At 65.5% G+C, this 22,040-nt stretch carries 19 protein-coding genes; 11 read left to right on the top strand and 8 right to left on the bottom strand.

What is annotated here, in order from left to right; all coding sequences use genetic code 11:
* The first annotated feature begins 10 nt into the window (after nucleotides 1–10).
* The 9 genes from L1787_RS17485 to L1787_RS17445 all read left to right on the top strand — a co-directional run bounded on the left by L1787_RS17485 (nucleotide 11) and on the right by L1787_RS17445 (nucleotide 9,184).
* On the top strand, nucleotides 11–1,354 hold the full coding sequence (locus tag L1787_RS17485; RefSeq protein WP_235710307.1) for an NAD(P)/FAD-dependent oxidoreductase: 1,344 nt from the start codon (nucleotides 11–13) through the stop codon (nucleotides 1,352–1,354).
* A 407-nt stretch (nucleotides 1,355–1,761) separates the two neighbouring features.
* Nucleotides 1,762–2,694, top strand: a complete 933-nt coding sequence (gene kce, locus L1787_RS17480) for a 3,5-dioxohexanoate:acetyl-CoA acetone transferase (RefSeq protein ID WP_235710304.1) — start codon at nucleotides 1,762–1,764, stop codon at nucleotides 2,692–2,694.
* A gap of 27 nt (nucleotides 2,695–2,721) precedes the next feature.
* The gene (locus tag L1787_RS17475) at nucleotides 2,722–3,675 is read left to right on the top strand and encodes a 3-hydroxyacyl-CoA dehydrogenase (protein WP_235710302.1); all 954 of its coding nucleotides are present in this window, start codon (nucleotides 2,722–2,724) and stop codon (nucleotides 3,673–3,675) included.
* Between the two features lie 104 nt (nucleotides 3,676–3,779).
* The gene (locus tag L1787_RS17470) at nucleotides 3,780–5,084 is read left to right on the top strand and encodes an ABC transporter substrate-binding protein (protein WP_235710301.1); all 1,305 of its coding nucleotides are present in this window, start codon (nucleotides 3,780–3,782) and stop codon (nucleotides 5,082–5,084) included.
* A gap of 72 nt (nucleotides 5,085–5,156) precedes the next feature.
* On the top strand, nucleotides 5,157–6,086 hold the full coding sequence (locus L1787_RS17465) for a branched-chain amino acid ABC transporter permease (RefSeq protein ID WP_235710300.1): 930 nt from the start codon (nucleotides 5,157–5,159) through the stop codon (nucleotides 6,084–6,086).
* A gap of 2 nt (nucleotides 6,087–6,088) precedes the next feature.
* A complete protein-coding gene (locus L1787_RS17460) occupies nucleotides 6,089–7,117 on the top strand; it encodes a branched-chain amino acid ABC transporter permease (protein WP_235710299.1) in 1,029 nt (342 codons plus the stop codon).
* A gap of 2 nt (nucleotides 7,118–7,119) precedes the next feature.
* Nucleotides 7,120–7,863, top strand: a complete 744-nt coding sequence (locus tag L1787_RS17455; protein ID WP_235710298.1) for an ABC transporter ATP-binding protein — start codon at nucleotides 7,120–7,122, stop codon at nucleotides 7,861–7,863.
* The gene (locus tag L1787_RS17450) at nucleotides 7,860–8,564 is read left to right on the top strand and encodes an ABC transporter ATP-binding protein (protein WP_235710297.1); all 705 of its coding nucleotides are present in this window, start codon (nucleotides 7,860–7,862) and stop codon (nucleotides 8,562–8,564) included. The genes L1787_RS17455 and L1787_RS17450 overlap by 4 nt, the downstream gene beginning before the upstream one ends.
* Nucleotides 8,561–9,184, top strand: coding sequence for an ATP-binding cassette domain-containing protein (locus tag L1787_RS17445; RefSeq protein WP_235710296.1), 624 nt, complete (start codon nucleotides 8,561–8,563; stop codon nucleotides 9,182–9,184). Before L1787_RS17450 ends, L1787_RS17445 begins: the two co-directional genes overlap by 4 nt.
* Before the next feature lie 14 nt (nucleotides 9,185–9,198).
* Here L1787_RS17445 and L1787_RS17440 read toward each other — a convergent pair whose 3' ends face one another.
* The gene (locus L1787_RS17440; RefSeq protein ID WP_235710295.1) at nucleotides 9,199–9,897 is read right to left on the bottom strand and encodes a GntR family transcriptional regulator; all 699 of its coding nucleotides are present in this window, start codon (nucleotides 9,895–9,897) and stop codon (nucleotides 9,199–9,201) included.
* Nucleotides 9,898–10,051: 154 nt separating this feature from the next.
* On the opposite strand from L1787_RS17440, the gene L1787_RS17435 reads away from it, so the two are divergent.
* Nucleotides 10,052–10,822 carry an SDR family NAD(P)-dependent oxidoreductase gene (locus L1787_RS17435; RefSeq protein ID WP_235710294.1) on the top strand — a complete coding sequence of 257 codons (771 nt, stop codon included), beginning with the start codon at nucleotides 10,052–10,054 and terminating at the stop codon, nucleotides 10,820–10,822.
* A 6-nt stretch (nucleotides 10,823–10,828) separates the two neighbouring features.
* On the opposite strand, the gene L1787_RS17430 is transcribed toward L1787_RS17435, so the two are convergent.
* Nucleotides 10,829–11,572 carry a FadR/GntR family transcriptional regulator gene (locus L1787_RS17430; RefSeq protein WP_235710293.1) on the bottom strand — a complete coding sequence of 248 codons (744 nt, stop codon included), beginning with the start codon at nucleotides 11,570–11,572 and terminating at the stop codon, nucleotides 10,829–10,831.
* Nucleotides 11,573–11,688: 116 nt separating this feature from the next.
* On the opposite strand from L1787_RS17430, the gene L1787_RS17425 reads away from it, so the two are divergent.
* Entirely contained in the window at nucleotides 11,689–12,624 is a 936-nt protein-coding gene (locus tag L1787_RS17425) for a dihydrodipicolinate synthase family protein (RefSeq protein ID WP_235710292.1), read from the top strand.
* 81 nt (nucleotides 12,625–12,705) lie between these two features.
* Here L1787_RS17425 and L1787_RS17420 read toward each other — a convergent pair whose 3' ends face one another.
* From L1787_RS17420 to L1787_RS17395, 6 genes are all read right to left on the bottom strand, one after another.
* On the bottom strand, nucleotides 12,706–13,713 hold the full coding sequence (locus tag L1787_RS17420; RefSeq protein WP_235710291.1) for a zinc-dependent alcohol dehydrogenase family protein: 1,008 nt from the start codon (nucleotides 13,711–13,713) through the stop codon (nucleotides 12,706–12,708).
* A 166-nt stretch (nucleotides 13,714–13,879) separates the two neighbouring features.
* The gene (locus L1787_RS17415) at nucleotides 13,880–15,169 is read right to left on the bottom strand and encodes a TRAP transporter large permease (RefSeq protein WP_235710290.1); all 1,290 of its coding nucleotides are present in this window, start codon (nucleotides 15,167–15,169) and stop codon (nucleotides 13,880–13,882) included.
* A gap of 4 nt (nucleotides 15,170–15,173) precedes the next feature.
* Nucleotides 15,174–15,680, bottom strand: a complete 507-nt coding sequence (locus tag L1787_RS17410) for a TRAP transporter small permease (protein ID WP_235710289.1) — start codon at nucleotides 15,678–15,680, stop codon at nucleotides 15,174–15,176.
* Between the two features lie 23 nt (nucleotides 15,681–15,703).
* Entirely contained in the window at nucleotides 15,704–16,675 is a 972-nt protein-coding gene (locus L1787_RS17405; protein WP_235710288.1) for a TRAP transporter substrate-binding protein, read from the bottom strand.
* 210 nt (nucleotides 16,676–16,885) lie between these two features.
* Entirely contained in the window at nucleotides 16,886–17,962 is a 1,077-nt protein-coding gene (locus L1787_RS17400; RefSeq protein ID WP_235710287.1) for an acyltransferase family protein, read from the bottom strand.
* Nucleotides 17,963–18,373: 411 nt separating this feature from the next.
* The gene (locus L1787_RS17395; RefSeq protein ID WP_235710286.1) at nucleotides 18,374–22,015 is read right to left on the bottom strand and encodes a CheR family methyltransferase; all 3,642 of its coding nucleotides are present in this window, start codon (nucleotides 22,013–22,015) and stop codon (nucleotides 18,374–18,376) included.
* Nucleotides 22,016–22,040: the final 25 nt, after the last annotated feature.

Genomic DNA, 22,040 nt, shown 5'->3' with positions numbered 1-22,040 from the left:
GAGCCCCGACATGCCAGGCCCTACCCCCGTTCCCGTCACGCCGGACGCTTTCGCGCAGGCGCGCGCCGCCGATATCGTCGTCATCGGTGGCGGCATCGTCGGCGCATCGACGGCGCTCGAACTCGCCGAGCGCGGGTACAAAGTGGTGTTGTGCGAGAAGGGCGAGATCGGAGCCGAGCAGTCGAGCCGCAATTGGGGCTGGGTCCGCCTCACCCAGCGCGACCCGCGCGAGATGCAGCTCATGGTGGAGAGCGTCCGCCTCTGGCAGGATCTCGACACGCGCATCGGAGGGGACACCGGCTATCGCCGATGCGGGATCACCTTCGCCTGCGCCACAAAGGCCGATCTCGACGTGATGGAGCCATGGCTCGCACGGCTGAAGGAACACCAGCTCCCCGCCCGCCTCGCCTCGGCGAAGGAGGCGTTGGCGCCCTTTCCCGGCCTCGATGTCGACATCGCCGGCGCGCTGGTGAACGAGGCGGACGGCCGGGCCGAGCCGCAAAAGGCGGCGTCCGCGATCGCGATCGGCGCTCAGCGGCTCGGCGCGAAGATCCTCACCAACACGGCCGTGCGCACCGTCGAGACGACGGGCGGCAAGGTTTCCGCCGTCCTCACCGAGCACGGGCGGATCGATTGCGGCGCGGTCGTCGTCGCGGGCGGGGCATGGTCGCGCCTCTTTCTCGGCAATCTCGGGCATCGCCTGCCGCAGCTTCGCCTGCGCAACACCGTCCTTCGCACCGCGCCGGTGCCGGGCGGGCCGGAGATGACCTTCAAGCATCCCGATTTCACGCTGAGAAAGCGCGACGATGGCGGCTACACCATCGCGAGCGTGCTCGCCAACCGATACGCGATCACACTCGATTCGATGCGCCTGATGCGGGCCTTCATTCCGGCGATCCGCAATGAGTGGCGGACGCTGAAATTCACCGTCAACGGCGACCTGATCGACGAGCTGAAGCGCAAGCGACACTGGTCGGGCGACGAGCGCAGCCCCTTCGAGGACGTGCGCATCCTCGATCCGAAGCCCGAAGAGAAGGCGATCCGCGCGATCCTCACGAACCTTGAAAAGGCCTGGCCGATCTTTGCCGGCGTGAAGGTCGAGCAGACCTGGGCCGGGATGATCGACGTGACGCCCGACGCCGTGCCGGTAATCTCTCCGGTCGAAGCAACGCCCGGCCTTTTCCTCGCGACCGGCTTCTCCGGCCACGGCTTCGGCCTCGGCCCGGCGGCGGGCCGTCTTGCCGCCGATCTCGTGACGGGCGCGGCGCCCCTCGTCGACCCGCATGCATTTCGCTTCGGTCGCTTCTTCGACGGCACGCCGATGACCCCGGTGAGCGGCGTCGCGCGGCGATAGCCGGCCCCGCTCGACCAGACGGGCGGGCCTAACGCCGATCGCCTCAAAACGCGCTGGTAGGCTGAGAGATTAGCGCCGGCGCGAGGCAAACGTTCTCCTTCCATCGACCGTCTCCCCGCCCGGCCGGGCGCGTGAGCGACGCCTTCCGTCGCCCGCGCGAAGGCGGTCGCGCAGACGATGGATCGATCCTAAATTGTCGCTGGACAGCAAAAAAGAACGATGGCAGCATCGCCTCGTCATCGTGATCTGTGATCACAGACGGGACGGGGAGGTTCCTCTCATCGTGCGCCTGACATGGGGCGGTCCGGCCCTCTTCTCGCGCATGCAGCTCGACGGGCGAGGCTTCGCGCTTCGCCGTCGCGGCCGCGCGACGACCCTCTGCCAAGGTCGAGACAAAAGAAGAGAACATGGCGAAATCCAACAAAGTCATCATCAGCTGCGCGATCACCGGGGCGATCCACACCCCCTCGATGTCGCCTTATCTTCCGGTCACGCCGGATGAAATCGCACAGTCGGCGATCGAGGCGGCGGAGGCCGGTGCGGCCGTCGTCCACCTTCATGCCCGCGATTCCGAGGACGGCAGCCCCGTCCAGACCGCCGACGACTTCATGCAGTTTTTGCCCCGCATCAAGCAGTCGACCGATGCCGTCATCAACATCACCACGGGTGGCGGACCCGGCATGCCGGTCGAGGAGCGCGTCGGCCCCGCGGCGAAGCTGAAGCCGGAGCTCGCCTCGCTCAACATGGGCACAATGAACTTCGCGCTCTTTCCGATGCTGAACCGCTTCAAGGATTTCAAATACGATTGGGAGCGCGAGCATCTCGAAAAGAGCCGCGCCGGGCTCTTCAAGAACACCTTCTCGGATATCGAGTATATTTTAACGACCTGCGCCGATAACAACAGCAAGTTCGAGTTCGAGTGCTACGATATCGGCCATCTTTATAATCTCGCGCACTTCCTCGACCGGGGCATCGTCAAGCCGCCGCTCTTCGTCCAGTCGGTGTTCGGCATTTTGGGCGGCATCGGCACGCACCCCGACGACGTGATGCACATGAAACGGACCGCCGACCGCCTCTTCGGCGACGACTATCGTTGGTCCGTCCTCGGCGGCGGCCGCAATCAGATGCCGATCGCGGCGATGTCGGCGGCGATGGGGGGCAATGTCCGCGTGGGGCTCGAGGATTCGCTGTGGGACGGGCCGGGCAAGCTCGCCGAGAGCAACGCCGCCTTGGTGCGCCGCGTGCGTCAGATCGTGGAGGGCCTCGGCCGCGAAATCGCAACGCCCGACGAAGCCCGCGAGAGCCTCGGCCTCAAAGGCGCGGACGCCGTCGGCTTCTGATCTCCCCGCTAGAAAGGACAAACCGCAATGGAAAAGATCGCGGTCATCGGAGCGGGGCTCATCGGCCGGAGCTGGGCGATCGTCTTCGCCCGCGCCGGCCATGAGGTCACGGTCTACGACCTCTTCGAGGAGGCGCTCGCCCCGTCACGGGAGACGATGCGCGGCAATCTGGACGATCTGGCCAAAATCGGCCTGCTCGCCGAGGCGCCGGAGACGGTGGCGGCCCGCGTCCGGTTCACCTCCTCCCTTCCCGAGGCCCTCGACGGCGCGGATTATGTGCAGGAAAGCGCCCTTGAGCGGCTCGACGTGAAGAAGAGCGTCTTTGCTGACCTCGACCGGCTCACCCCGCCCGAGACGATCCTTGCCAGCTCGGCCTCCTTCGCGCCGGTCACCTCCTTCGCCTCCGACCTTCCGGGCCGGGCGCGCTGCATCGTCGCCCATCCGGTGAACCCGCCTTATCTCGTCCCCGTCGTCGAGCTGGTCCCGGCCCCGTTCACCGACGAGGCGGTCGTCGAGCGCACGCACGCGCTGATGACGAAGGTGAAGCAAAAGCCCGTCATCATCCGCAAGGAGACGTACGGGTTCGTCCTCAACCGCTTGCAGGCGGCGCTCCTCAACGAAGCGTTCCGCCTGATCGAGGACGGGGTGACGACGCCCGCCGAGCTCGACATCACGGTCAGCGACGGGCTCGGCCTGCGCTGGTCGTTCATGGGCCCGTTCGAGACGATCGATCTCAACGCGCCCGGCGGCGTCGGGGACTACACCGAACGGGCAAAGGGCCCGTTCCGCCGGCTCGCCGAGGAGCAGAGCGACGTACGCGAATGGTCGCCGGCATTTCTCGAGGCGATCTTGCAGGCGGCGCGCGCCGAGCGGCCGGAGGCGATGCTCGGCCCGTTGCAAGACTGGCGTGATCGCCGGCTGATGGCGCTCGCGGCCCACAAGCAGACGGCGGAGACGGAGTTCAAGAAAACGTCGAACTGATTGGACGGATCGGCGCCGATTGGCGCAGACTTTGGACCGCGCCGCAAAATAGAACACAGGCGCGGTCCGACCCCGAGAAGAAAAAATAATCGGAGGAAACACACATGACCAAAAAAACAAGCCTCATGAGCGCGATTTCCCGCCGGTCTCTGCTGCGCGCCGGCGTGGCGGGTGGCGCGGCCGGTGCGGCCTTCTTCGGCCCCTTCAAGCACAACCGCGTCCTCGCCCAATCCGAAAAGCCGATCAAGATCGGCCTCACGATGGACGCGAGCGGCATGTACGCCAACAGCGGCCAGTCCGAGCGGCGCGGCGCGATCATGGCGATCGAGGAATTCAACGACAATGGCGGCGTCCTCGGCCGACCGATCGAGCACGTCTGGTACGACACGGAGACGACGCCGCAGACCGGCACCCGCGTCGCCGAGCGGATGATCACCCGCGACAATGTCCACTTCATGATGGGCGCGATCCAGTCGGGTGTCGCGAACGCGATCTCGCAGGTGGCGCAGAAATATGGCTGCATCTACCTCAACACCAATTCGTCTTCGCCGACCGAAGCGGGCGAGAATTGCCACCGCGTGAAGTTCGTCTTCGACGGCAATGGTGAGAACTTCACCCGCGCGACCAGCAAGAACGCGATCGAGACCTTCGGCCCGCGCTGGCTGATCATCTACAGCGACTATGTCTGGGGTCAGGACACCAAGGACGCGACGCGCGAGGTCGCGACGAGCTACGGTGCCGAGATCATGGACGAGGTGCCCGTTCCCGTCGGCACGCGCGATTTCTCCGGCTTCCTCCTGCGCATCCAGCAGGCCAAGCCCGATGTCGTCGCGACCGCGATCGGCGGCGATGACTATAAGGTGCTGCGCCAGCAGGTCCGCGACATGGGGCTCGAAGACCAGATCGCCTGGGTCGGCAATCAGCAGGACTGGCCGGACATTTACGGCCTCGGGACGGACGCGGCCTTCGGCGTCTTCGGCACGACCTTCTATCACTATCTCGACCTGCCTGGCGTTCCGGAGTTCGTCGCCAAGTACAAGGCGCGTTATCCGGAGACGCGCGTCGATGTGCCGGGCAATGTCTTCCACCAGGGCTATATGGCGGCACGCGAGATGCTGCGCGTCATCGAGGAGGTCGGCAGCACCGACAACATCAAACTGATCAAGGCCATGGAAGGACGCCGTTTCGCGGCGGAGGACCGCCTTCAGCACTTCGATGCGGTGATGGATCCCAATTCGCATCACCTGCAACAGACGATCTACCTTGCCACCGGCAACGACGCCCCGCGCGACGATACCGATTACTTCAAGATCCTCGCGCAGGCGAAACCGGAGGAGGTCCGCTCGGAGGCGGAAGCCATGTGCAACCTCGAATCCTACGAGGACACGCCGAGCTACGACCAGGGCTGAGTCCCGCGTCGGCAACGGGGCGCGGCCTGCCGGGCACGCGCCCCACCCCTCCAGTTCGAAGTTGAAGGTCCAATGTCCACCGCCACCTGGCTATTGCCGCACCTCATCAATGGTGTCGCGCTCGGCCTCCTGTTCGCGCTGATCGCGCTCGGCTTCATGCTGATCATCGGCGTGATGGAGGTCATCAACCTCGCGCACGGGTCGATCTTCGCGCTCGGGGCCTATGTCGCGCTCGCCATCATGGCGCCCGATGGCGGGCTGCCGTTTGCGTTCATGGAGCCCTTTTATGCGCTGCCCGCCTGGCCGCGCTACGCGATCGCCCTCGTCGTCGCGCCGATCCTCGTCGGGGCCGCCTGTATGCTCCTCGAGCTTTGCCTGAGACCCACTTACGGCAAGGATCCGCTCTACGGCCTTCTCCTCACCTTCGGCGCCGCCCTCGTCATCGAGGAGATGATCCGCGTCGTGTGGGGCTCGTCGGAGTATTATCTTCCGATCCCGCGGGACATCTCGGGTGGCTTCATCTTCGCCGATCTCATCTATTCGACGTATCGGATCTACGCGGCGATCTTCGCCTGCGCGATGATCGCGCTGCTCTGGTTCTTTCTCAACCGGACGCCTTATGGCGCGGTGATCAAGGCGGGCGCGCACGACAACGAGATGGTGCGCGCGCTCGGCTTCAACCTGTCGCGCCTGCGCCTTCTCGTCTTCGCCTTCGGCGCGGGGCTCGCAGCGATCGCCGGCATCATCATGGCCCCGATCTGGGGCGTGCGGCCCGTTGTCGGGATCGATGCGGTGATCCCGGCCTTCGTCATCATCGTGCTCGGCGGCGTCGGCTCGTTCTGGGGCGCGGTCACGGCGGGCGTGCTCGTCGGCCTCGCGGTCGCGCTGACGGCGGCCTTCGTGCCCGACTGGTCGATGATCTCGATGTATCTCCTGCTTCTCGCCGTCGTCACCTTCCGGCCCCGCGGCATCGCCGGCCGCGCCAGCATCCTGGAGCGTTGAGGATGAGTGACGCACGCAATCCGGTCGGCCGCTGGATCACCCTTCCGATCCTCGCGAGCTTCGCCGTCTTCGGCACCTTGCCCTACTGGGTGGAGGCGGTCGGCCTCTACCAATATCTGGGGCTTGAAATCATGGTCTGGGTGATCTTCGCCCTCGGCTACAACCTCCTCCTCGGCTATGGCGGCCTCCCGTCCTTCGGCCACGGCGCCTTTATCGGGATCGGCGCCTACGCCTTCGGCGTCGCCCAGTTCCACTTCATCCCCAATCTGTGGATCTGCCTTCTCGCCGCAATCATCATCACGGGGCTCTGCGGCCTTGCCGCGGCGCTCCTCGTCTCGCGCCGACGCGGCATCTACTTCGCGCTGATGACGATCGCGATCGGTCAGGTCTTCTTCTTCATCGCCTCGAAGTGGACCTCGGTGACGGGGGGCGAGGACGGGCTCCTCAACATCCAGCGCCTGCCGGTCGATTTCGGGCTCTTCTCGATCGACATTCAGGACACCGCCTCGCTCTATTATCTCGCCTTCGCGCTCTATGCGGTGGTGGTCGTCCTGTTGTGGCGGCTCGTCCACTCGCCGTTCGGCCGCATCCTCGGCGCGATCCGCCAGAACGAGGAGCGGGTGCGCTTCCTCGGCTACAACGTCTTCATCTACAAGGCGATCGCCTTCATCTTGTCGACGATGGTCGCCGGCCTCGCGGGCGGCCTCTTCGCGATGGCCCAGGAAGGCGCCTACATCCAGATCATGAACCTCCAATGGTCGGGGACGGTCGTCCTGATGACCCTCATCGGAGGCGGTCTCGTCTCCTTCTGGGGGCCGGTCTTCGGCGTCGTCCTCTATTTCATCGCGCGCGACATACTGGGCGCCTACACCGAGGCCTGGCTCCTCTGGTTCGGCCTCATGTTCATGCTCCTCGTGATGTTCAAGCCGGAAGGCCTCGCCGGGATCTGGCGCGACACGGTCGGCGGCCTCGTGCGCCGCAAGCCCGCCGCCGCGCCCTCTCCCCACCCCAACCAAAGCCCGGCGGAGTGACCATGGCCCTCTTGGAAGCTCATCACATCCACAAGCGCTTCGGCGATCAGGTCGTCCTCGAAAACATCACGCTCGCCTTCGAGGAGAACCGCCTCAACGGCATCATGGGACCGAACGGGGCGGGCAAGACGACATGCTTCAACGTCCTCACCGGGCGCTACAAGCCCGATCGCGGGCGCATTGTCTTCGACGGGGAGGACATCGGCGGCCTTCCCCCGCACAAGATCGCCCGCAAGGGCATCGCGCGGTCCTTCCAGCTCATGAACCTCTTCGATCAATATACGGCGATCGAAAACATCACCCTCGCGCTTCCCGAGGTCCGGGCGCGCGGCATGAGCATGATGCACGATCTCAGCACCGACGGTGAGACCGGCGACAAGGCGGCGGGGATCCTCGCCCGCATCGGCCTTGCCGGAAAGGAACGGGTCGAGGCGCGGGATCTGTCCTATGGCGAACGGCGTGCGCTCGAGATCGGCGTCGCTCTCGCCGCAGCGCCCCGGATCCTCTTTCTCGACGAGCCGACCGCCGGGCTCGGCGCGGAGGCGACCGGCAGCATCGCGGAGCTGATCGCCGAGATCCGGCGCGATCTCACCATCGTCATCATCGAGCACGACATGCAGTTCCTGTTCGGCCTCGCCGACAAGATCACCGTGATCCATTGGGGCCAGGTGATCGCGGAGGGAACGCCGGCGAGCCTGCAAGAAGACGAATGGGTGAAGCGCTCCAGCCTCGGAGGCCTCGCATGATCCTCGAGGTCGACAACATCCACACCTTCTATGGCGAGACACAGGTGCTGTTCGGCGTCTCCCTGTCGGTCAAAAAGGGCGAAGTGGTCGCCCTTCTCGGCCCCAACGGGGCGGGCAAGACGACGACGATCCGTTCGATCCTCGGCCTCACGCGCGCCCGCCGCGGCAGCGTCCACTTCAACGGGGCGGACATCACCCGCGCCCCGACGCACAAGATCGCCCAGGCCGGCGTCGGCTGGGTGCCGGACGATCGGCGGATTTTTCCGACCCTCACCGTCCGCCGCAATCTCGAGATCGCGCGCAAGACAACGGGCTTCGCCAACTGGACGATCGACGACGCGTGCAAGATCTTCGCGCCGCTCGAACACCTCCTGCCGCGCGAATGCGAGAACCTGTCCGGCGGCGAAATGCAGATGGTGGCGATCTCGCGCGCGCTCGTCGGCGCACCCGGCCTCATCCTTCTCGACGAGCCGAGCCAGGGCCTCGCGCCCAAAATCGTCAACGACGTGATGAACGTCATTCGGCGCCTTCGCGAAGAAGGTCTGTCGATGCTGATCGTGGAGCAGAACGTGAATATCGCGCTGTCGGTCGCGGACCGTGTGTTCGTGATGAATCACGGGCGGATCGTGGAAGAAGGACCGGCCGAGAATTATCGCAAACAAGGCGCCGCGCGCGCCGCGACCTTGGCGGCGGCGACATGAGCGCCCCGCTTCTCGCGGTCGACGGGCTCGTCAAGGAGTACCGGATGGGCGTCTTCAAGCCGAAGACGACCTTTCGCATCGAGGCCGATTTCACCATCGAAAAGCCGACCGTGATCGGCGTGATGGGCCCCAACGGCTCGGGCAAGACGACACTGTTCGAGTTGATGACGGGATCCAACGCGCCGACGGCCGGCCGCGTCATGTGCGCGGGTCAGAACATCCACCGGGTGAAGACGGGCGAGCGCGACCGCCTCGCGATCCACTATCACCAGTCCTATCAGGTGCGCCATTTCGATCGGTCGCGGCCCGATTTCATGCTGGAAAAGGCGAAGTCGGACTATCCGCTCATCCATCTGTTCGACGAGCCGCAGTTCAACACGCAGGACGGCTATATCGGCTTCATGCTGAACTTCTTCCGCAAATTACGCGCGGAAGAGCGCCTCGTCTTCATCTGCCTCCATCCAACGGAGACTTACCATATCGAGCTGCTGAACGACGTTTGCGAGCAGTTCATCTTCGTCCACCACGGGACGTTGACCCATGCCGACTCGCTACCCACGCTCGCCGCCGATCCCCGCTTCCAGGACTATCTCGGCAATCTCGTGACGGCGGTCGCCTGATGGGCCCGGCGCCGTCAGTCCGCGAGGCCGCCCTGATCGAGGATCACCTCGGCGGCCATATGGATATCGCGGGCGATGGCGGCACGGGCGCCGGCTTTGTCCTTCGTCTCGATCGCTTCGAGGGCCTGGCGATGGCGGTCGGTCGCGCCGCCGACCGCCAGCCATTGCGGGTTGCCCTTCGCCTCCAGGATGATGACGGGACCGGCGCGCAGCCACATCGATTCGATGATCTCGACGAGTTGGGGCAGGCGCGCGGCGCGGTAGACGGCGAAATGGAAATTCTTGTTCTGCCGCATCGCCTCGGCGAAGTCCGGCTCGTCGATCAGACAGGCGTCGCGGTGGCGCACGTCCGCCTCCGCAATCTCGCGAATGTCGTCCTCGGTCCGGGTGAGTGCGGCGGTCTCGGCGGCGAAGCCTTCGATCTCGGCGCGGATGGTGGCGAGTTCGCGAAAGGCGTTCTTGGTCATCAGCGGCACGTGGATCGCCCGGTTGGGCATGACGATCAACGCATGTTCGGCGACGAGGCGGGAAACGGCGTCGCGCACCGGCATCACCGAAACGCCGAGCGCCTCGGCGGTCGCCCTCAAAGACAGCCGATCCCCCGGCGCGATCTGCCCCGACATGATGAGATTGCGCAGATCCCGGTGAACCCGCGCGGCGAGCGTGTCCCGCTCGAGGCGGGGCAGCTTTCGGATGGCATCAATCGTCGACATGCCCCATCCCTTACGACCCCACACAACACATTTCAAGTTCTTTTAGCATTTCATCCCGAATTTTACAATTTACTTCCAGGTTTTATAAAAGAAACTCGATGAACTCCGGCAATGAACCAAAGAAACCGTAAACACATCGGAAGCAACGGATACCATGTCGATCACGTATAATCTCGGCGGCAAGGCCGCGCTGGTCACGGGCGGGGCGTCGGGCATCGGCCTCGCCACGGTCGAGCTTCTGGCACGCGCCGGCGCAGCGGTCGCCGTCAATCATCTGCCTGACGATCCGCGCGGGCTGGAGGTGGTGGATCGCCTCACCGCGGAGGGATGCACCGTCATCTCCGCCCCCGGAAGCGTCGCGGAGGCCGCCGCGGCGACGCGGATGGTCGACACGGCGATCGACGGGCTCGGACGGCTCGATCTTCTCGTCAACAATGCGGGAACGCCCGCCACCAACCGCACCATCGCCCCGACCGATCTCGATCTCATCACCGAAGCCCTGTGGCGAACGCTGATCGACACGAACCTCATCAGCGTCTTTGAATGCACGCGCCGTGCCGCACCCGCTCTGAAGGCGGCGGGCGGCGCTGTCGTCAGCACGGCCTCGATCTCCGGGCTCGACCAGGTCGGCAGCTCAATGGCCTATGGCGCCACAAAGGCGGCGGTCATCAGCCTCACCAAGAATCTCGCCCGTGCGCTCGCCCCCGAAGTGCGGGTCAATGCGATCGCGCCCGGCGCGGTCGATTCCACCTGGATGATCGACTGGACCGACAAGCAGCGCCAGGACAGCATCGACCGCGCGCTCCTCAAACGGCGCTGCGTGCCCGAAGACCTCGCCGCAACGATCGCCTATCTCGGCTTCGGCGCGCCGATGGTGACGGGACAGACCATCGTGGTCGATGGCGGCCTCAGCCTCGGCGGCTGAGCGCCCTCAGCGCGGGACGCCCTCGAACATCCGCTCCTGCGCCGCGCCGATGTGATGGCGCATCGCCGCGGTCGCCGCCTCGGCGTCGCCGCGCGTGATCGCATCGATGATCGCAGCGTGCTCGGCCTGGACGAGCTCGATCCGCGCCCCGTGATGGCGCATCGACAGGCTGCGCGACAGGTTCATACCGAACGCGATCTGCGCGGCGAGCGAGGCGAGAACGCCGCTGAAGAACGGATTGTGCGCCGCCTCGGTGATCGCCCGGTGGAGCGCCGCGTCGGCGTCCGCGCCGAGTTCGCCCGCCGCCGCCTCGGCATCCATCCGCGCATGTGTGGCGCGCAAGGCGGCAAGGTCGGCCTCGGTGCGGCGCTTCGCGGCCCATCCGGCCGCCGCCCCTTCGACGTCGATGCGAAACTCGTAGCAGCGCTGGATGTCGCTGATCGAGCCGATCGGCACGACGGAAAAGACGGCGGGGCTCGGCCGGCGCACGACATAACTGCCCGAACCGCGGCGGGAGGCGACGATGCCGTCCTCCCGCAGCCGGGCGAGCGCCTCGCGCACCACCGGACGGGAAACCGCATAGGACCGCGCGAGCGTCGCCTCGGCCGGGAGGCGGCCGTCGGCATAGGCACCGTCGGCGATCGCGCGCATGAGGTCGTCATAGACGTGGCCGGCGCGCGAGGCCTCCGCCAAGGGGCGGTCGGCGGCCGCGTTCCCGCTTCCGGCCCGCGAACTCTCCGCGTCGAACATGTACACCTCCGATCAGGATCCGATGTCCAAATGCCGATGCCGCGCCATGACAAATCTTGACCGACCTCCCCGAAAGGATCACAACTTCAGACAAATTCTGTTCGAGGGAGAATGCCATGCGGCGGACCGTAACGAAAGTGGATCTCGCACAATCAGTGATGGCGGTCCCGCCGCTCGCACTCGACAAAGACGGCGCCTTCGCGGACGAGGCGAACGCCAAGATCATCGCCCATCTCGAGGCCGGCGGCGTCGACACGCTGCTCTATGGCGGCAACGCGCTGCTCTATCATTGGCCGATGTCGCGTTATGGCGACTGGCTCGACCGTCTCGAGGCGATGTCGGGGGCCGATAGCTGGCTGATCCCGTCGGTGGGCGCCGATGCCGGCCGCCTCGTCGACCAGGCGCCGATCCTGCGGGCACGCGGGTATCCGGCCGCCCTCTTCCTGCCCGCCGCCGGCCCGACGACGCCGGACGGTGTCGTCGCCGCGCTGCGCCGCTTCTACGATGAGAGCGGCACGCAGCTCATCGCCTATGTGAAGACCGACAATGCCTTCACGCCGGATATGCTCGCCGCGCTCGACAAGGCCGGCGCCCTCCTCGGCGTCAAATATGCCGTGCCGCGCGAGACGCCGGAGACCGACCCGCTCCTCACCGCCTTCATCGACACGATCGGCGCGGACCGTATCGTCAGCGGCTTCGGTGAACCGCCGGCGGTGAACCACCTCCTCAATTTCGGGGTTGCCGCGTTCACCTCGGGCTCGGTGTGCATCGCGCCGGCTTTGTCGATGGCGATCCTCGCCGCCCTCAAGGCGGGCGACAAGGCCGAGACCGAGCGCCTGATGGCGCCGATCATGCCGCTCGAGCGCCTGCGCGGCGAGATCAACGAGATCCGCGTCCTCCACACGGCCGTGGCGCTCGCCGGAATTGCCGAGACCGGCGATCCCCTCGCCTTCTCCTCGCCGGTGCCGGAGGCCGAGCACGACCGGATCCGCACCGCCGCCCGCACCCTCCTCGATGCCGAGATGGCGCGCCGCTCGGCGGTGGCGGCTTAGAACCGACGCGGCCGCATCCGCCCGCAGCGCGCGGGCGAATGCGGCTTTCCCGTCGAGCCTCGGCCCGGCAGGTGCGCCGCCTCAAATCGTGACGCAGATCTTGCCGAAATGCCGGCCCGCCGCCTCATGCTCGAAGGCGGCCTTGAGGTCGGCAAGGTCGAAACGACTGTCGATCACCGGGCGCAGCCCCGTCGCATCGATCGCGGCGACGAACTCCTGCTGGTGCTTCCGGCTGCCGACGATGAGCCCCTGAAGGCGCTGTTGCCGCGCCATCAACAGGCCGGTCGGGACCTCGCCGGCCCGCCCCGTCAACACGCCGATCAGCGCGATGTGGCCCGCCACCTTCGCCGCCGCGATCGATTGGGCGAGCGTTCCCGGACCACCGACCTCGACGACATGATCCGCCCCGCGTCCGCCGGTGATCTCCTGGACGGCCGCGCCCCATTCGGGTGTCGTGCGGTAGTTGATCATATAGTCCGCGCCGAGCGTCTTCACCCGCTCGAGCTTCTCGTCCGAGGAGGAGGTCATGATCACCGTCGCGCCCATCGCCTTCGCGATCTGTAGCGCGTAGACCGACACGCCGCCGGTCCCGAGCGCGAGGACGACGTCTCCCGCCTTGAGCCCGCCATCGACCACCAGCGCGCGCCAGGCCGTGAGGCCGGCGGTGGTGATCGTCGCCGCTTCCTCGTGCGACCAGCCGGCGGGGCTGTGGGTGAACCATGTCGCGGGCATCGTCACCGCCTCGCGGGCATAGCCGTCGATCCCGTCGCCCGGCGTGCGCAGGAAGTTGCTCGGCGTCTCTTCCCCCGTCTGCCAATCCGGAAAGAAGCACGAGACGACGTTGTCGCCGACCGAGAACGCGGTGACGCCCTCCCCGACGGCCTCGACGACGCCCGCCCCGTCCGACATCGGGATCCGACCGTCGGCGAGTGCGCCCGGCGTCGAGACGACGCGATAATCGTGATAATTGAGCGAGCTCGCATGAATGCGGACGCGGATCTCGCCCGGCCCCGGATCGGCCGGGCCCGCCGCCTCGCCGAGGGTGAGGGCGTCGAGCCCGCCCGGTGTCTTCACCGTCATTTGCCGCATGATGGGTCTCCTCTTCGCTCGCGCATGAGCGGCCGCGCCGGTGGGCGCGCCCGTCTCCTTCAGCCATCTACGCTGGTTCGGCGAAAAACCAAGGCGGGGGTGCACACACGGGCGCCCCCGCCGATCGCCGCGCGGCGACGCCCGCCCCGAAGGACGGGCGCCTCACCTAGGGGGCGAAGCCGAACATCCGCGGCGCCCACATGAAGGTCGCCGGGAAGTAGGTGATGATCATCAACACGACGAACATGATGCCCAGCATGGGCATCAGCGGCCTCACGAGTTCCACCATCGAGATCCGCGCGATCCGGCACCCGACGAAGAGCGCCGTCCCCACCGGCGGGGTGATCAGACCGAAGGTGAGGTTCACCACCATGATCACGCCGAGATGGATGAGGTCGATCCCCATCGCCTCCGCGAGCGGCAACAGGATCGGCACCAGCATGATGAGCGCCGGCGTGAGGTCGATGAAGAGACCCGTCACCAAGAGGAGGATGTTGATGATGAGAAGCACCAGATAGCGGTTGTCCGTCAGGTGCAGGATGTTCTCTGAGATCCATTGCGGCACGTTCTCGTAAGTGAGGATGAACGTGAAGATGGATGTCGTCGCGATCAGGAAGAGGACGACCGCGGTGGTGCAGATGCTCTCCCACATCAGACCGGGAAGATCCTTCACCTTCACCTCACGGTAGATCACCATCGTCAGGAACAACGCGTAGACGGCCGCGATCGCCCCCGCCTCCGTCGCCGTGAAGACGCCGCTGGTGATGCCGCCGAGAATGATGACGAGCGTCATCATGCCGAGCCCGCCATCGACGACGCGCCAGAGCTTTTCGCGTGTCGAGAGCGGCGGCGTGCGGGTGTTGTGATAGAGCCGGCCATGGACATAGGCGACGAGAAGAAGCCCGCCGCCGATCATGAGCCCCGGCGTCAGCCCGGCGAGGAGAAGCCCGCCGACGGAGACCGAGCCCGCGATATAGGCGTAGAGGATCATCGAGATCGATGGCGGGATGATCGGTCCCATCGTCGCCGAGGCGAGCGTCAGGGAGGTCGCGAAGCGGCGGGTATAGCCGTCCTTCTCCATCGCCTCGATCATCATGCGCCCGATCGAGGAGACGTCGGCGACCGCCGAACCCGAGACGCCGCCGAACAGCATCGACGACATCACGTTGATTTGCCCGAGACCGCCCGGCAGGCGGCCGACGATCACTTCGGCGAGGCGCACGAGCCGCCCCGCGACGCCGCCATTGGCCATGATGACGCCGGTGAAGACGAAGAAGATCACGGCGAGCAGCGGGAACGAGTTGATCCCGAAGATCATCCGCCGAACGATCGTCATGTTGGTCATGACATCCATCGACATGGCGGCGATCGCCGAGGCGATCCCGATGGCGAAGGCGATCGGCATCCCGATCAGCATCAGGACGACGAAGATGGAAACCAGAACGAGGACTGTCATGGCGTCACTCGTAAAGGGGGTCGATGAGGGGACCGTGATCGATCCCGCACCAAGCGTTGAGCTGATTGCGCACCGCGAACAGGATCATCAGCGCACCCGAGACGGGCGCAGCGGAATAGAACCAGACATTCGTGTACGGAAGCGAGGTCATATAATCGCCGCCAAAGCGCTCCGTGAGCTCCATCCCGTAGATCAGGATCACCGCGCCGAAGGCGACGATGCCGAGATCGAGGAAGGTGGACAGAAGGCGGGCGGGAAGACCCTTCAGCTTGTCGAGGAGCAGCGTGAAGGCCACGTGATCCTTCGCGTCGACACCGGCCGCGGCGCCGAGAAAACCGACCCAGATCATGAGATAGCGCGGGACTTCCTCCGACCATGCGAAGACGTCGTTGAAGACGTAGCGCATCACGACGGTGACGATCACGATGAGGAACAACGCCGTCGCCTGGCACAGTGCGACGAGGCGCACCAGCCAGACGATGGCGTCGACGAAACGGTTGAACAACGCCATCGCGGCGTACGGCGGGCTAGCGCTTAAAACTGTTTGCCCTGCTCCAGGAGATATTGAACCTCGTCGGCGACGCCGAGTGCGGCGCCCTGCTCTTCGAGGAGCGGCGTCACCGCATCGATGAAGGGCTGCTTCTCGGGCTCCACGATCTCGGTGAAGAGCGGCCGGAGCTGCTCGAGCGACATTTGCGAGGATGCCGCCCAGGCCCCGCGCATATAGGCCTCAGCCTCGTCGGCGGCCTTCAGAACGGCCTCTTTCTCCTCGTCGGAGAAGCTCTGGAAGACGTCTTCCGAGACGAGAAGCATGTCCGGGATCCGGGCGTGCTCGTCGATCGTGTAATAGTCCGAGACTTCGTAGAATTTCATCGAATAGATCGACGGATGGTTGTTCTCCGCACCGTCCACGACGCCGGTCTGCAGCGCGTTGTAAAGGTCGCCCCAGGCGATCGGGACGCCGGTTCCACCCATCGCTTCGACCATCTTCACCTGAACGGGCGAGGCCATCACGCGGATCTTCTTGCCCTCGAGATCCTTGGGCGTGCGGATCGGCTGATCGGAGAAGAAGTTGCGCGCGCCCGAATCGATGAAGGCGAGAACGCGGATCCCGCGATCCTGCAGCGGGGCGACGAACTCTTCGGCGCGATCGGACGTCAGGTAGGTCCAATAGTGATCGGCGTTCTTGAAGACGAAGGGCAAGGAGAACATGTCCATGCGCCGATCGATCTGGGACAGGTTCGAGGCCGAGACGGTGACGAAGGCGAGCGTTCCGTCACGCAGGCTCTCGACCGATTCCACCGCGTCGCCCAGTGCGCGGGCGTGGTTCACGTCGATCTTGAGCGCACCGTCGGTGAGCTGCTCCACCCGGTCGGCAAAGAATTCATGTGTCATCGACACCGGGTGTGCGGGCGGCTGGACGCCGTTCAACTTGAGCACCCGTTCCGCGCTCGCCGTCGACACCGACGCCGCGAGCAGTGCGGCGATCGCCAAAGTCCGCGTCATCTGCATAGGACATTCCTCCAGAATATGTTTGCGCTGCCTTTTTTCGGCCGCTTGACCTCCACAAGAGCAAATTTGAGACGCGTCGCCAACCTTAAAGAGAGGCGAGGCGCGGCACTTCAACATCAGTTGTGTGACATCCGACCACATGCCACGCGCTCTCCGGCCCTCGCGTCGTCCCCCGCCGGGGCGAGGCCGTTCGTGGATCCGCGCCTAAGCCGTCCCCGCCGGCTCCGCGAGCGCCCGTTGGGCCGACCGCCGGCGCAGCATCGCACTGAGGCGTGCCCGCACCGGCTCGTCGAAATAGACGAGCGCGAAATAGGAGAAGGCGACCACTGCCGCGATCTGCGCCAGGTCGAGGTAAAAGGTCCATTCCGGCGCGAGGAGCGCCCGATGCTTGACCTCAAGCCCCATCCGCAACATCGGCGCCTGAAGGATATAGACCGGATAGGACAGCTTCCCGAAGATCAGAAGCACCTTCGTGACCGGCGCAATGGCATAGACCGCCCCGCCGAACCACACGAGCGCCGGCATCAACACCGCCACATAGACGACATCCATCATCCCGCCCCCCGGCAGACGCGTGAGGAGAAGGACGGCGAGCCCGGCCAACAGAAGACAACTCCACCCCGTCGATTGGCGGACGCCCGGCCGCAATCGATAAAGAAGCACGCCGAGGAAGAAGGGAAAGATCGAGCGGCTGAATCCGAAGGCCCAATTGTCCTGGTCGTACCCGCCGTCGATACCCTGCTGGAAGATGGCGTTCGCGAGGAGTGCCGCGAAGCTCAGGACGAGCGTGATCGTCAGCACGATCGCCGACAAGAACCGCGCGATGAAGGCATAAAGAATATTCACGAAGAATTCGAAGAAGAGCGACCACTCCGCCGCGTTGAACGGATAGGCGGTCGGCCATTGCGGGAAGACATAAGAGGGCAACGCCAAGAGGCCCAGCACGCCGGCGACGGCGATATCGTCCATCGCCGGAAATCCTTGCAGCACCGCCGAGACAGCGGCGAGTCCGATGCCGAGCGACACGCCGAGAAACAGGAGCGGATAAAGTCGCACCGTGCGCACCACAAGAAACCGGCGCACCGACATGTCCCCGGTCAACCGATGCTCATAGGAATAGGCGATAATAAATCCGCTGAGGATATAGAAAAAATCGACGGCAAGGCGCGCGCTGGGGAAAGCAGAAAGATCGTTCTGCTGCTCGACATGGAAGACAAGAACCACGAACGCCGCGACGCCGCGCATACCGTCTAAGACGGCATAGTGATGCTTGGTTTGCATGGGCCCGAACTTCCTCATGGGTCCGCCCGATCGCTTTGGCGGATGAAGACCCGTTACGTCACGATAGTAGAACTGAGGTCGCGACCCCGGTCTATATCGTAGATTCCGCATGCGTCTTTTAAGTTGTGCGCTCGATACTGAACCGCTTGAGACAAGACACTGACTCGGCAGAGCCGAAGACCGGGCGCGGCCCCGGCGAGCGAAGCGAACCGGCCGCGCCATAGGGGCGACCGCCTGACGCGCCGCACCCGGACGGTGTCATGTGTCGAAGGCACCGCGCGACGATGCGACGGTGATGGATAAGGCGGCCTCAGACCGCGAGCCCGACCCCCTGGCGACGGGCCCGGTCGACAGGCCGTCCCCCGAACGATCCGATCACGCCCGATCGGACGAGCGCGAGGAGGCGCCGTGTCAGCCCGGCGCGTCCTCGTTCGTTGGCATTGCCGGCGCCGCCGCGTATCCGCCGCCGGCCTTGAGGCTCGCCGCGACCGCGAGCCGTGCGAGCGCCGGCAACGAAGTCGCGCCGGTCTTCGCCATGATCGCCGCGCGATGGGCCTCCACCGTGCGCTGACTGATCCCGAGCTTGGCCGCAATCACCTTGCTCGGGTGGCCGGCGAGCACGGCGTCCATGATCTCGCGCTGGCGGGGTGTCAGAGCTGCGATCTGATGCGCCGCCTCGTTGCCCCACGCGCCGCGTTTTTTGGAATTTTCCGCATTTTCCAGCGCCTGCTTCACCGTATCGATCAAGGCGCGCCGCCCGATCGGCTTTTCGATGAACTCGAACGCCCCCGCCTTGATCGCCTCGACGGCGAACGCGACATCGCCATTGTCGGCGATCATCACGACGGGAAGCGCTCCACCCTGACGGCGCAGCTCGTGCAACAAAGCCATCGCGGCGTCATGGTCGTCATGGTCGTCGTCCGTGCCGAGAATGAGGCAGCCGATCTCGGCGGGGCGATAGGCCGAGAGGAAGGATGCCTCGTCGGCGTGAACCGATGTCGAGAAGCCCGCCGCCGACAGGATCGCCTTCAACCCCTCCCGTGTCGCCGGCCGCTTGTCGACGATATAGGCCCACGGAATCTGCGCATATCCGCGCATGTCGACCCGCTGCGCGCCGGGTGCGCCGGGCGGCAGGAGGCGGGCGATCGTATCGAGGATCTGCTCGACCCGGACCGGCTTTCCGAGCCGTTCGCAGTCGCATTTCACCCCGTCGAACGCCTCATAAGAGGGGTCGGCCGCCAGGATGACCGCATCGACGGCATCGCCGAGATAGGCCCGAACCTCGTTCACCAGTTCGACGCCGCTCATGTCCCCCGGCAGATCCTGGTCGACCAAGATGAGATCGGGCCGCGTCGGCCCATCGCGAACGAGATCGAGGGCGCTCTTCGCGTCGGCCGCCTTCAAGACGTAGTGCCCTGCCCCCTTGAGGGCTTCGCACAGCAGCCGCCGCAGGTCCGCGTCCCCCTCCACCAGCAAGATCTCGCCGATGGCCGTCTTGTCCGCGATCGGACGGTTCGAGAAATCGAACCGGGCGCCGTCGACGCGCAAATTGCGCGCCGAGAACGGGACCGTGACCGAGAACACGGACCCGAGGCCGCTTTCAGAACTCACGTCGAGCGTATGGTTCAAGATCGCCGCGAGCTTTCTCACGATCGCGAGCCCGAGGCCGAACCCCATCCCGCTCTCCTCGCCCGACGCCACCTGCTCGAACTCGTCGAAGATCGTCGGCAGCTCGGACGCGGAGATCCCGATCCCGGTGTCGAGCACCTGAATTTCGAGCCCACTCTCGCGCCGCCGACACCCGATCAACACCTTACCCTTCGGCGTATATTTGATCGCATTGGCGAGGAGATTGCGCAGGATCGCCTCGAGGAGCTGCGGATCCGTCGTCACGATGGCGTTGGACGGCAAGACCCGCAGGCACAGCCCCCGTGCCGCGGCCACGTAGGTAAATTCGTCCCGCAAGCGCTTCAGGATGACATTGACCGGCGCGTCCGAAATCTTCGGTGTGATCTCCCCCGAGTTGATGCGCCGGATATCGGTGAGCACGTCGAGCATCGACGACATCGTCGACAATGTCCGATCGACTTGCGAGAGGAGCTCGCTGCCCCGCTCGTCGGTCACGCACTTCGACAGCATCGAGCTCAGAATATTCAGCGACTGAAGAGGCTGGCGCAGATCGTGGCTGATCGCGGCGAGACCTTGGCTTTTCGCCCGCGCCGCGGCCTTCTCGGCCTGCTTGGCCGCCTTCAACTCTTCGGCGCGGCGCTTTTGGTCGGTGATGTCGACGAAACTCACCACGACACCGTCCGGCTCTTCCAGACGCGAGCCGTAGGTGCGGATCTTGCGGCTATACCAGGTGCCGTCATGGGCCTGGATCTCGCGCGAGATCGGATAGCGTGTGTGGAGGACCGCTGTCGCATCCGGGATCAGCGAATCGTCCGGCGCGAGCGGCCGCAGGTCGTCGAGCGGCCGGCCGATATCTTGGGGCCGCACACCGAAAATCGCCCGCATCGCCTTCGTGAAAAGCCGGATCTTGAGGTCCCCGTCGAGGAACAAGGTCGGCTGATCCACGATGTCGAGGAGATTGCGCATCTCCTCATTGTTGCGACGCTGAAATTCGAGCGCGGCCTGGAGCCGGCCGACATGCTGGACGAGACCGTCGACCTGATGGCGCAGATCGGTGTCGGCGAGCGAGAACTGGGTGTTCGACTGTTGGAGCTCGTCGATCAGCGAGACGGCTTGGTCGAGGAGCGCGGCGTGCTCCTCTTCGATCGACTTCTGGCGCGCGTCCCGTGTGTCCAACTCCGCACGGAGCGATGCGACCTCCCGCTCTAATGTCTCGGCGCGGTCGCTCTCGAAGTCCCGCTCGGCGGGGCGACTCTTGCCGTCCCAAGTGGGAAAACACACGAGCGCGAGGCTTCTGTTTCGCAGCCGCAGGTGATGGATGACAATATTGCGGGCGCCGCCATCGCCGGCGTCCCCACGCGGCAGCGGCACGTCGACCCGTTTGTCCTGCGACAGGGACGTTGCGATCGCCGCGTCGAGACCGGGGCAGAATTCCGGCGGGAGCATATCGATGACGCTCCGCTCTCCGCGCCGGGTCGACAGGTCGAGATAACGTTCCACCGGCCCGACATAGAGCCGGGGCATGCATTGCGCGTCGACGAGGACGGCAGCCGAGGCGTCGGTCGCTGCCGCCATCGAGCGGGCGAGCGCCTCCCATTCCTGCAGCGCGACGATGTCGCCCCCCTCGCCGACATAGCCTGTCCCGCGAACGGCATGGTCGCCCGGCGAGCGCCCCTCGCCCGGATCCGGCAGGTTCGCGTGGCGATAGAACGCGCCGCCGGCCTCCGCCGCGAAGCGCTTGCTGGCGTCGAGCACCGGCTCCGGCTCGCCGGTCCACAGCACGCCGTGTCGGTCGAGCACGCGGCTAAAGGTGGCCGTCAGGCTGTCCTGACTGCGGGGGTCGAACGCGCTCAACCCATTCCGGCACGCGATCAGGTTGGCGTGCGAGAAGAACGGCGCGTTCAGCCGGCTCTGCACCATATAAAGGATCGAGCGGCGCAGCTCGCCGCGCACCCGAAAGCCGGCCACCTCCGGCGTGAAAAAGCGCGAAATCCGGTCGGGATCGAGGTCCGCGACCGCGTGATGCGGATAAAGTCCGGCCCGTGCCGCAGCGATCGCGAGCGGATCCTCGTCCGAGGCGAGGATCCGAAAGCGGATGTCGCGCCCGGACTGGGTGATCGCATCCGACAACAGGATCGCGAGCGTGAACACGTCCTCACCGCGGCCGCAATTATGGACCCAGACCCGGAACGGCACGTCGACCGGGTGGCGGGCCAGGAGATCCGGAAGGATCTTCTGCGCAAGGCCGTCGAATGCTGCCGGATCGGACAGGAATTTTCCCTCCCGCCCCCGCGCCGATCGAGGCACGCGTTGCTGATCGATCGTCAGTTTTCGCTCGATCCCGGCAGGTTCTGCCGGGATGGGCGCCGTGTGCGGTCCTTCGTTCCAACTGAGGTTGGACTTCAGGTCAGTATAAAGGTCCATCGAGACGAATAAGCCAGATGTCTCT

Source organism: Acuticoccus kalidii (genome assembly GCF_021556395.1).
GTDB lineage: Bacteria > Pseudomonadota > Alphaproteobacteria > Rhizobiales > Amorphaceae > Acuticoccus > Acuticoccus kalidii.
This window is presented reverse-complemented; position numbering and strand designations above follow the sequence as displayed.

What these genes read in the sequence shown, in the direction of transcription:
- kce (WP_235710304.1), top strand. Translation starts at nt 1,762, where the DNA reads ATGGCGAAATCCAACAAAGTCATCATCAGCTGCGCGATCACCGGGGCG.
- L1787_RS17435 (WP_235710294.1), top strand. Translation starts at nt 10,052, where the DNA reads ATGTCGATCACGTATAATCTCGGCGGCAAGGCCGCGCTGGTCACGGGC.
- L1787_RS17410 (WP_235710289.1), bottom strand. Translation starts at nt 15,680, where the DNA reads ATGGCGTTGTTCAACCGTTTCGTCGACGCCATCGTCTGGCTGGTGCGC.
- L1787_RS17395 (WP_235710286.1), bottom strand. Translation starts at nt 22,015, where the DNA reads ATGGACCTTTATACTGACCTGAAGTCCAACCTCAGTTGGAACGAAGGA.
- L1787_RS17415 (WP_235710290.1), bottom strand. Translation starts at nt 15,169, where the DNA reads ATGACAGTCCTCGTTCTGGTTTCCATCTTCGTCGTCCTGATGCTGATC.
- L1787_RS17465 (WP_235710300.1), top strand. Translation starts at nt 5,157, where the DNA reads ATGTCCACCGCCACCTGGCTATTGCCGCACCTCATCAATGGTGTCGCG.
- L1787_RS17475 (WP_235710302.1), top strand. Translation starts at nt 2,722, where the DNA reads ATGGAAAAGATCGCGGTCATCGGAGCGGGGCTCATCGGCCGGAGCTGG.
- L1787_RS17420 (WP_235710291.1), bottom strand. Translation starts at nt 13,713, where the DNA reads ATGCGGCAAATGACGGTGAAGACACCGGGCGGGCTCGACGCCCTCACC.
- L1787_RS17400 (WP_235710287.1), bottom strand. Translation starts at nt 17,962, where the DNA reads ATGCAAACCAAGCATCACTATGCCGTCTTAGACGGTATGCGCGGCGTC.
- L1787_RS17485 (WP_235710307.1), top strand. Translation starts at nt 11, where the DNA reads ATGCCAGGCCCTACCCCCGTTCCCGTCACGCCGGACGCTTTCGCGCAG.
- L1787_RS17440 (WP_235710295.1), bottom strand. Translation starts at nt 9,897, where the DNA reads ATGTCGACGATTGATGCCATCCGAAAGCTGCCCCGCCTCGAGCGGGAC.
- L1787_RS17460 (WP_235710299.1), top strand. Translation starts at nt 6,089, where the DNA reads ATGAGTGACGCACGCAATCCGGTCGGCCGCTGGATCACCCTTCCGATC.
- L1787_RS17430 (WP_235710293.1), bottom strand. Translation starts at nt 11,572, where the DNA reads ATGTTCGACGCGGAGAGTTCGCGGGCCGGAAGCGGGAACGCGGCCGCC.
- L1787_RS17470 (WP_235710301.1), top strand. Translation starts at nt 3,780, where the DNA reads ATGACCAAAAAAACAAGCCTCATGAGCGCGATTTCCCGCCGGTCTCTG.
- L1787_RS17405 (WP_235710288.1), bottom strand. Translation starts at nt 16,675, where the DNA reads ATGACGCGGACTTTGGCGATCGCCGCACTGCTCGCGGCGTCGGTGTCG.
- L1787_RS17425 (WP_235710292.1), top strand. Translation starts at nt 11,689, where the DNA reads ATGCGGCGGACCGTAACGAAAGTGGATCTCGCACAATCAGTGATGGCG.
- L1787_RS17450 (WP_235710297.1), top strand. Translation starts at nt 7,860, where the DNA reads ATGATCCTCGAGGTCGACAACATCCACACCTTCTATGGCGAGACACAG.
- L1787_RS17445 (WP_235710296.1), top strand. Translation starts at nt 8,561, where the DNA reads ATGAGCGCCCCGCTTCTCGCGGTCGACGGGCTCGTCAAGGAGTACCGG.
- L1787_RS17455 (WP_235710298.1), top strand. Translation starts at nt 7,120, where the DNA reads ATGGCCCTCTTGGAAGCTCATCACATCCACAAGCGCTTCGGCGATCAG.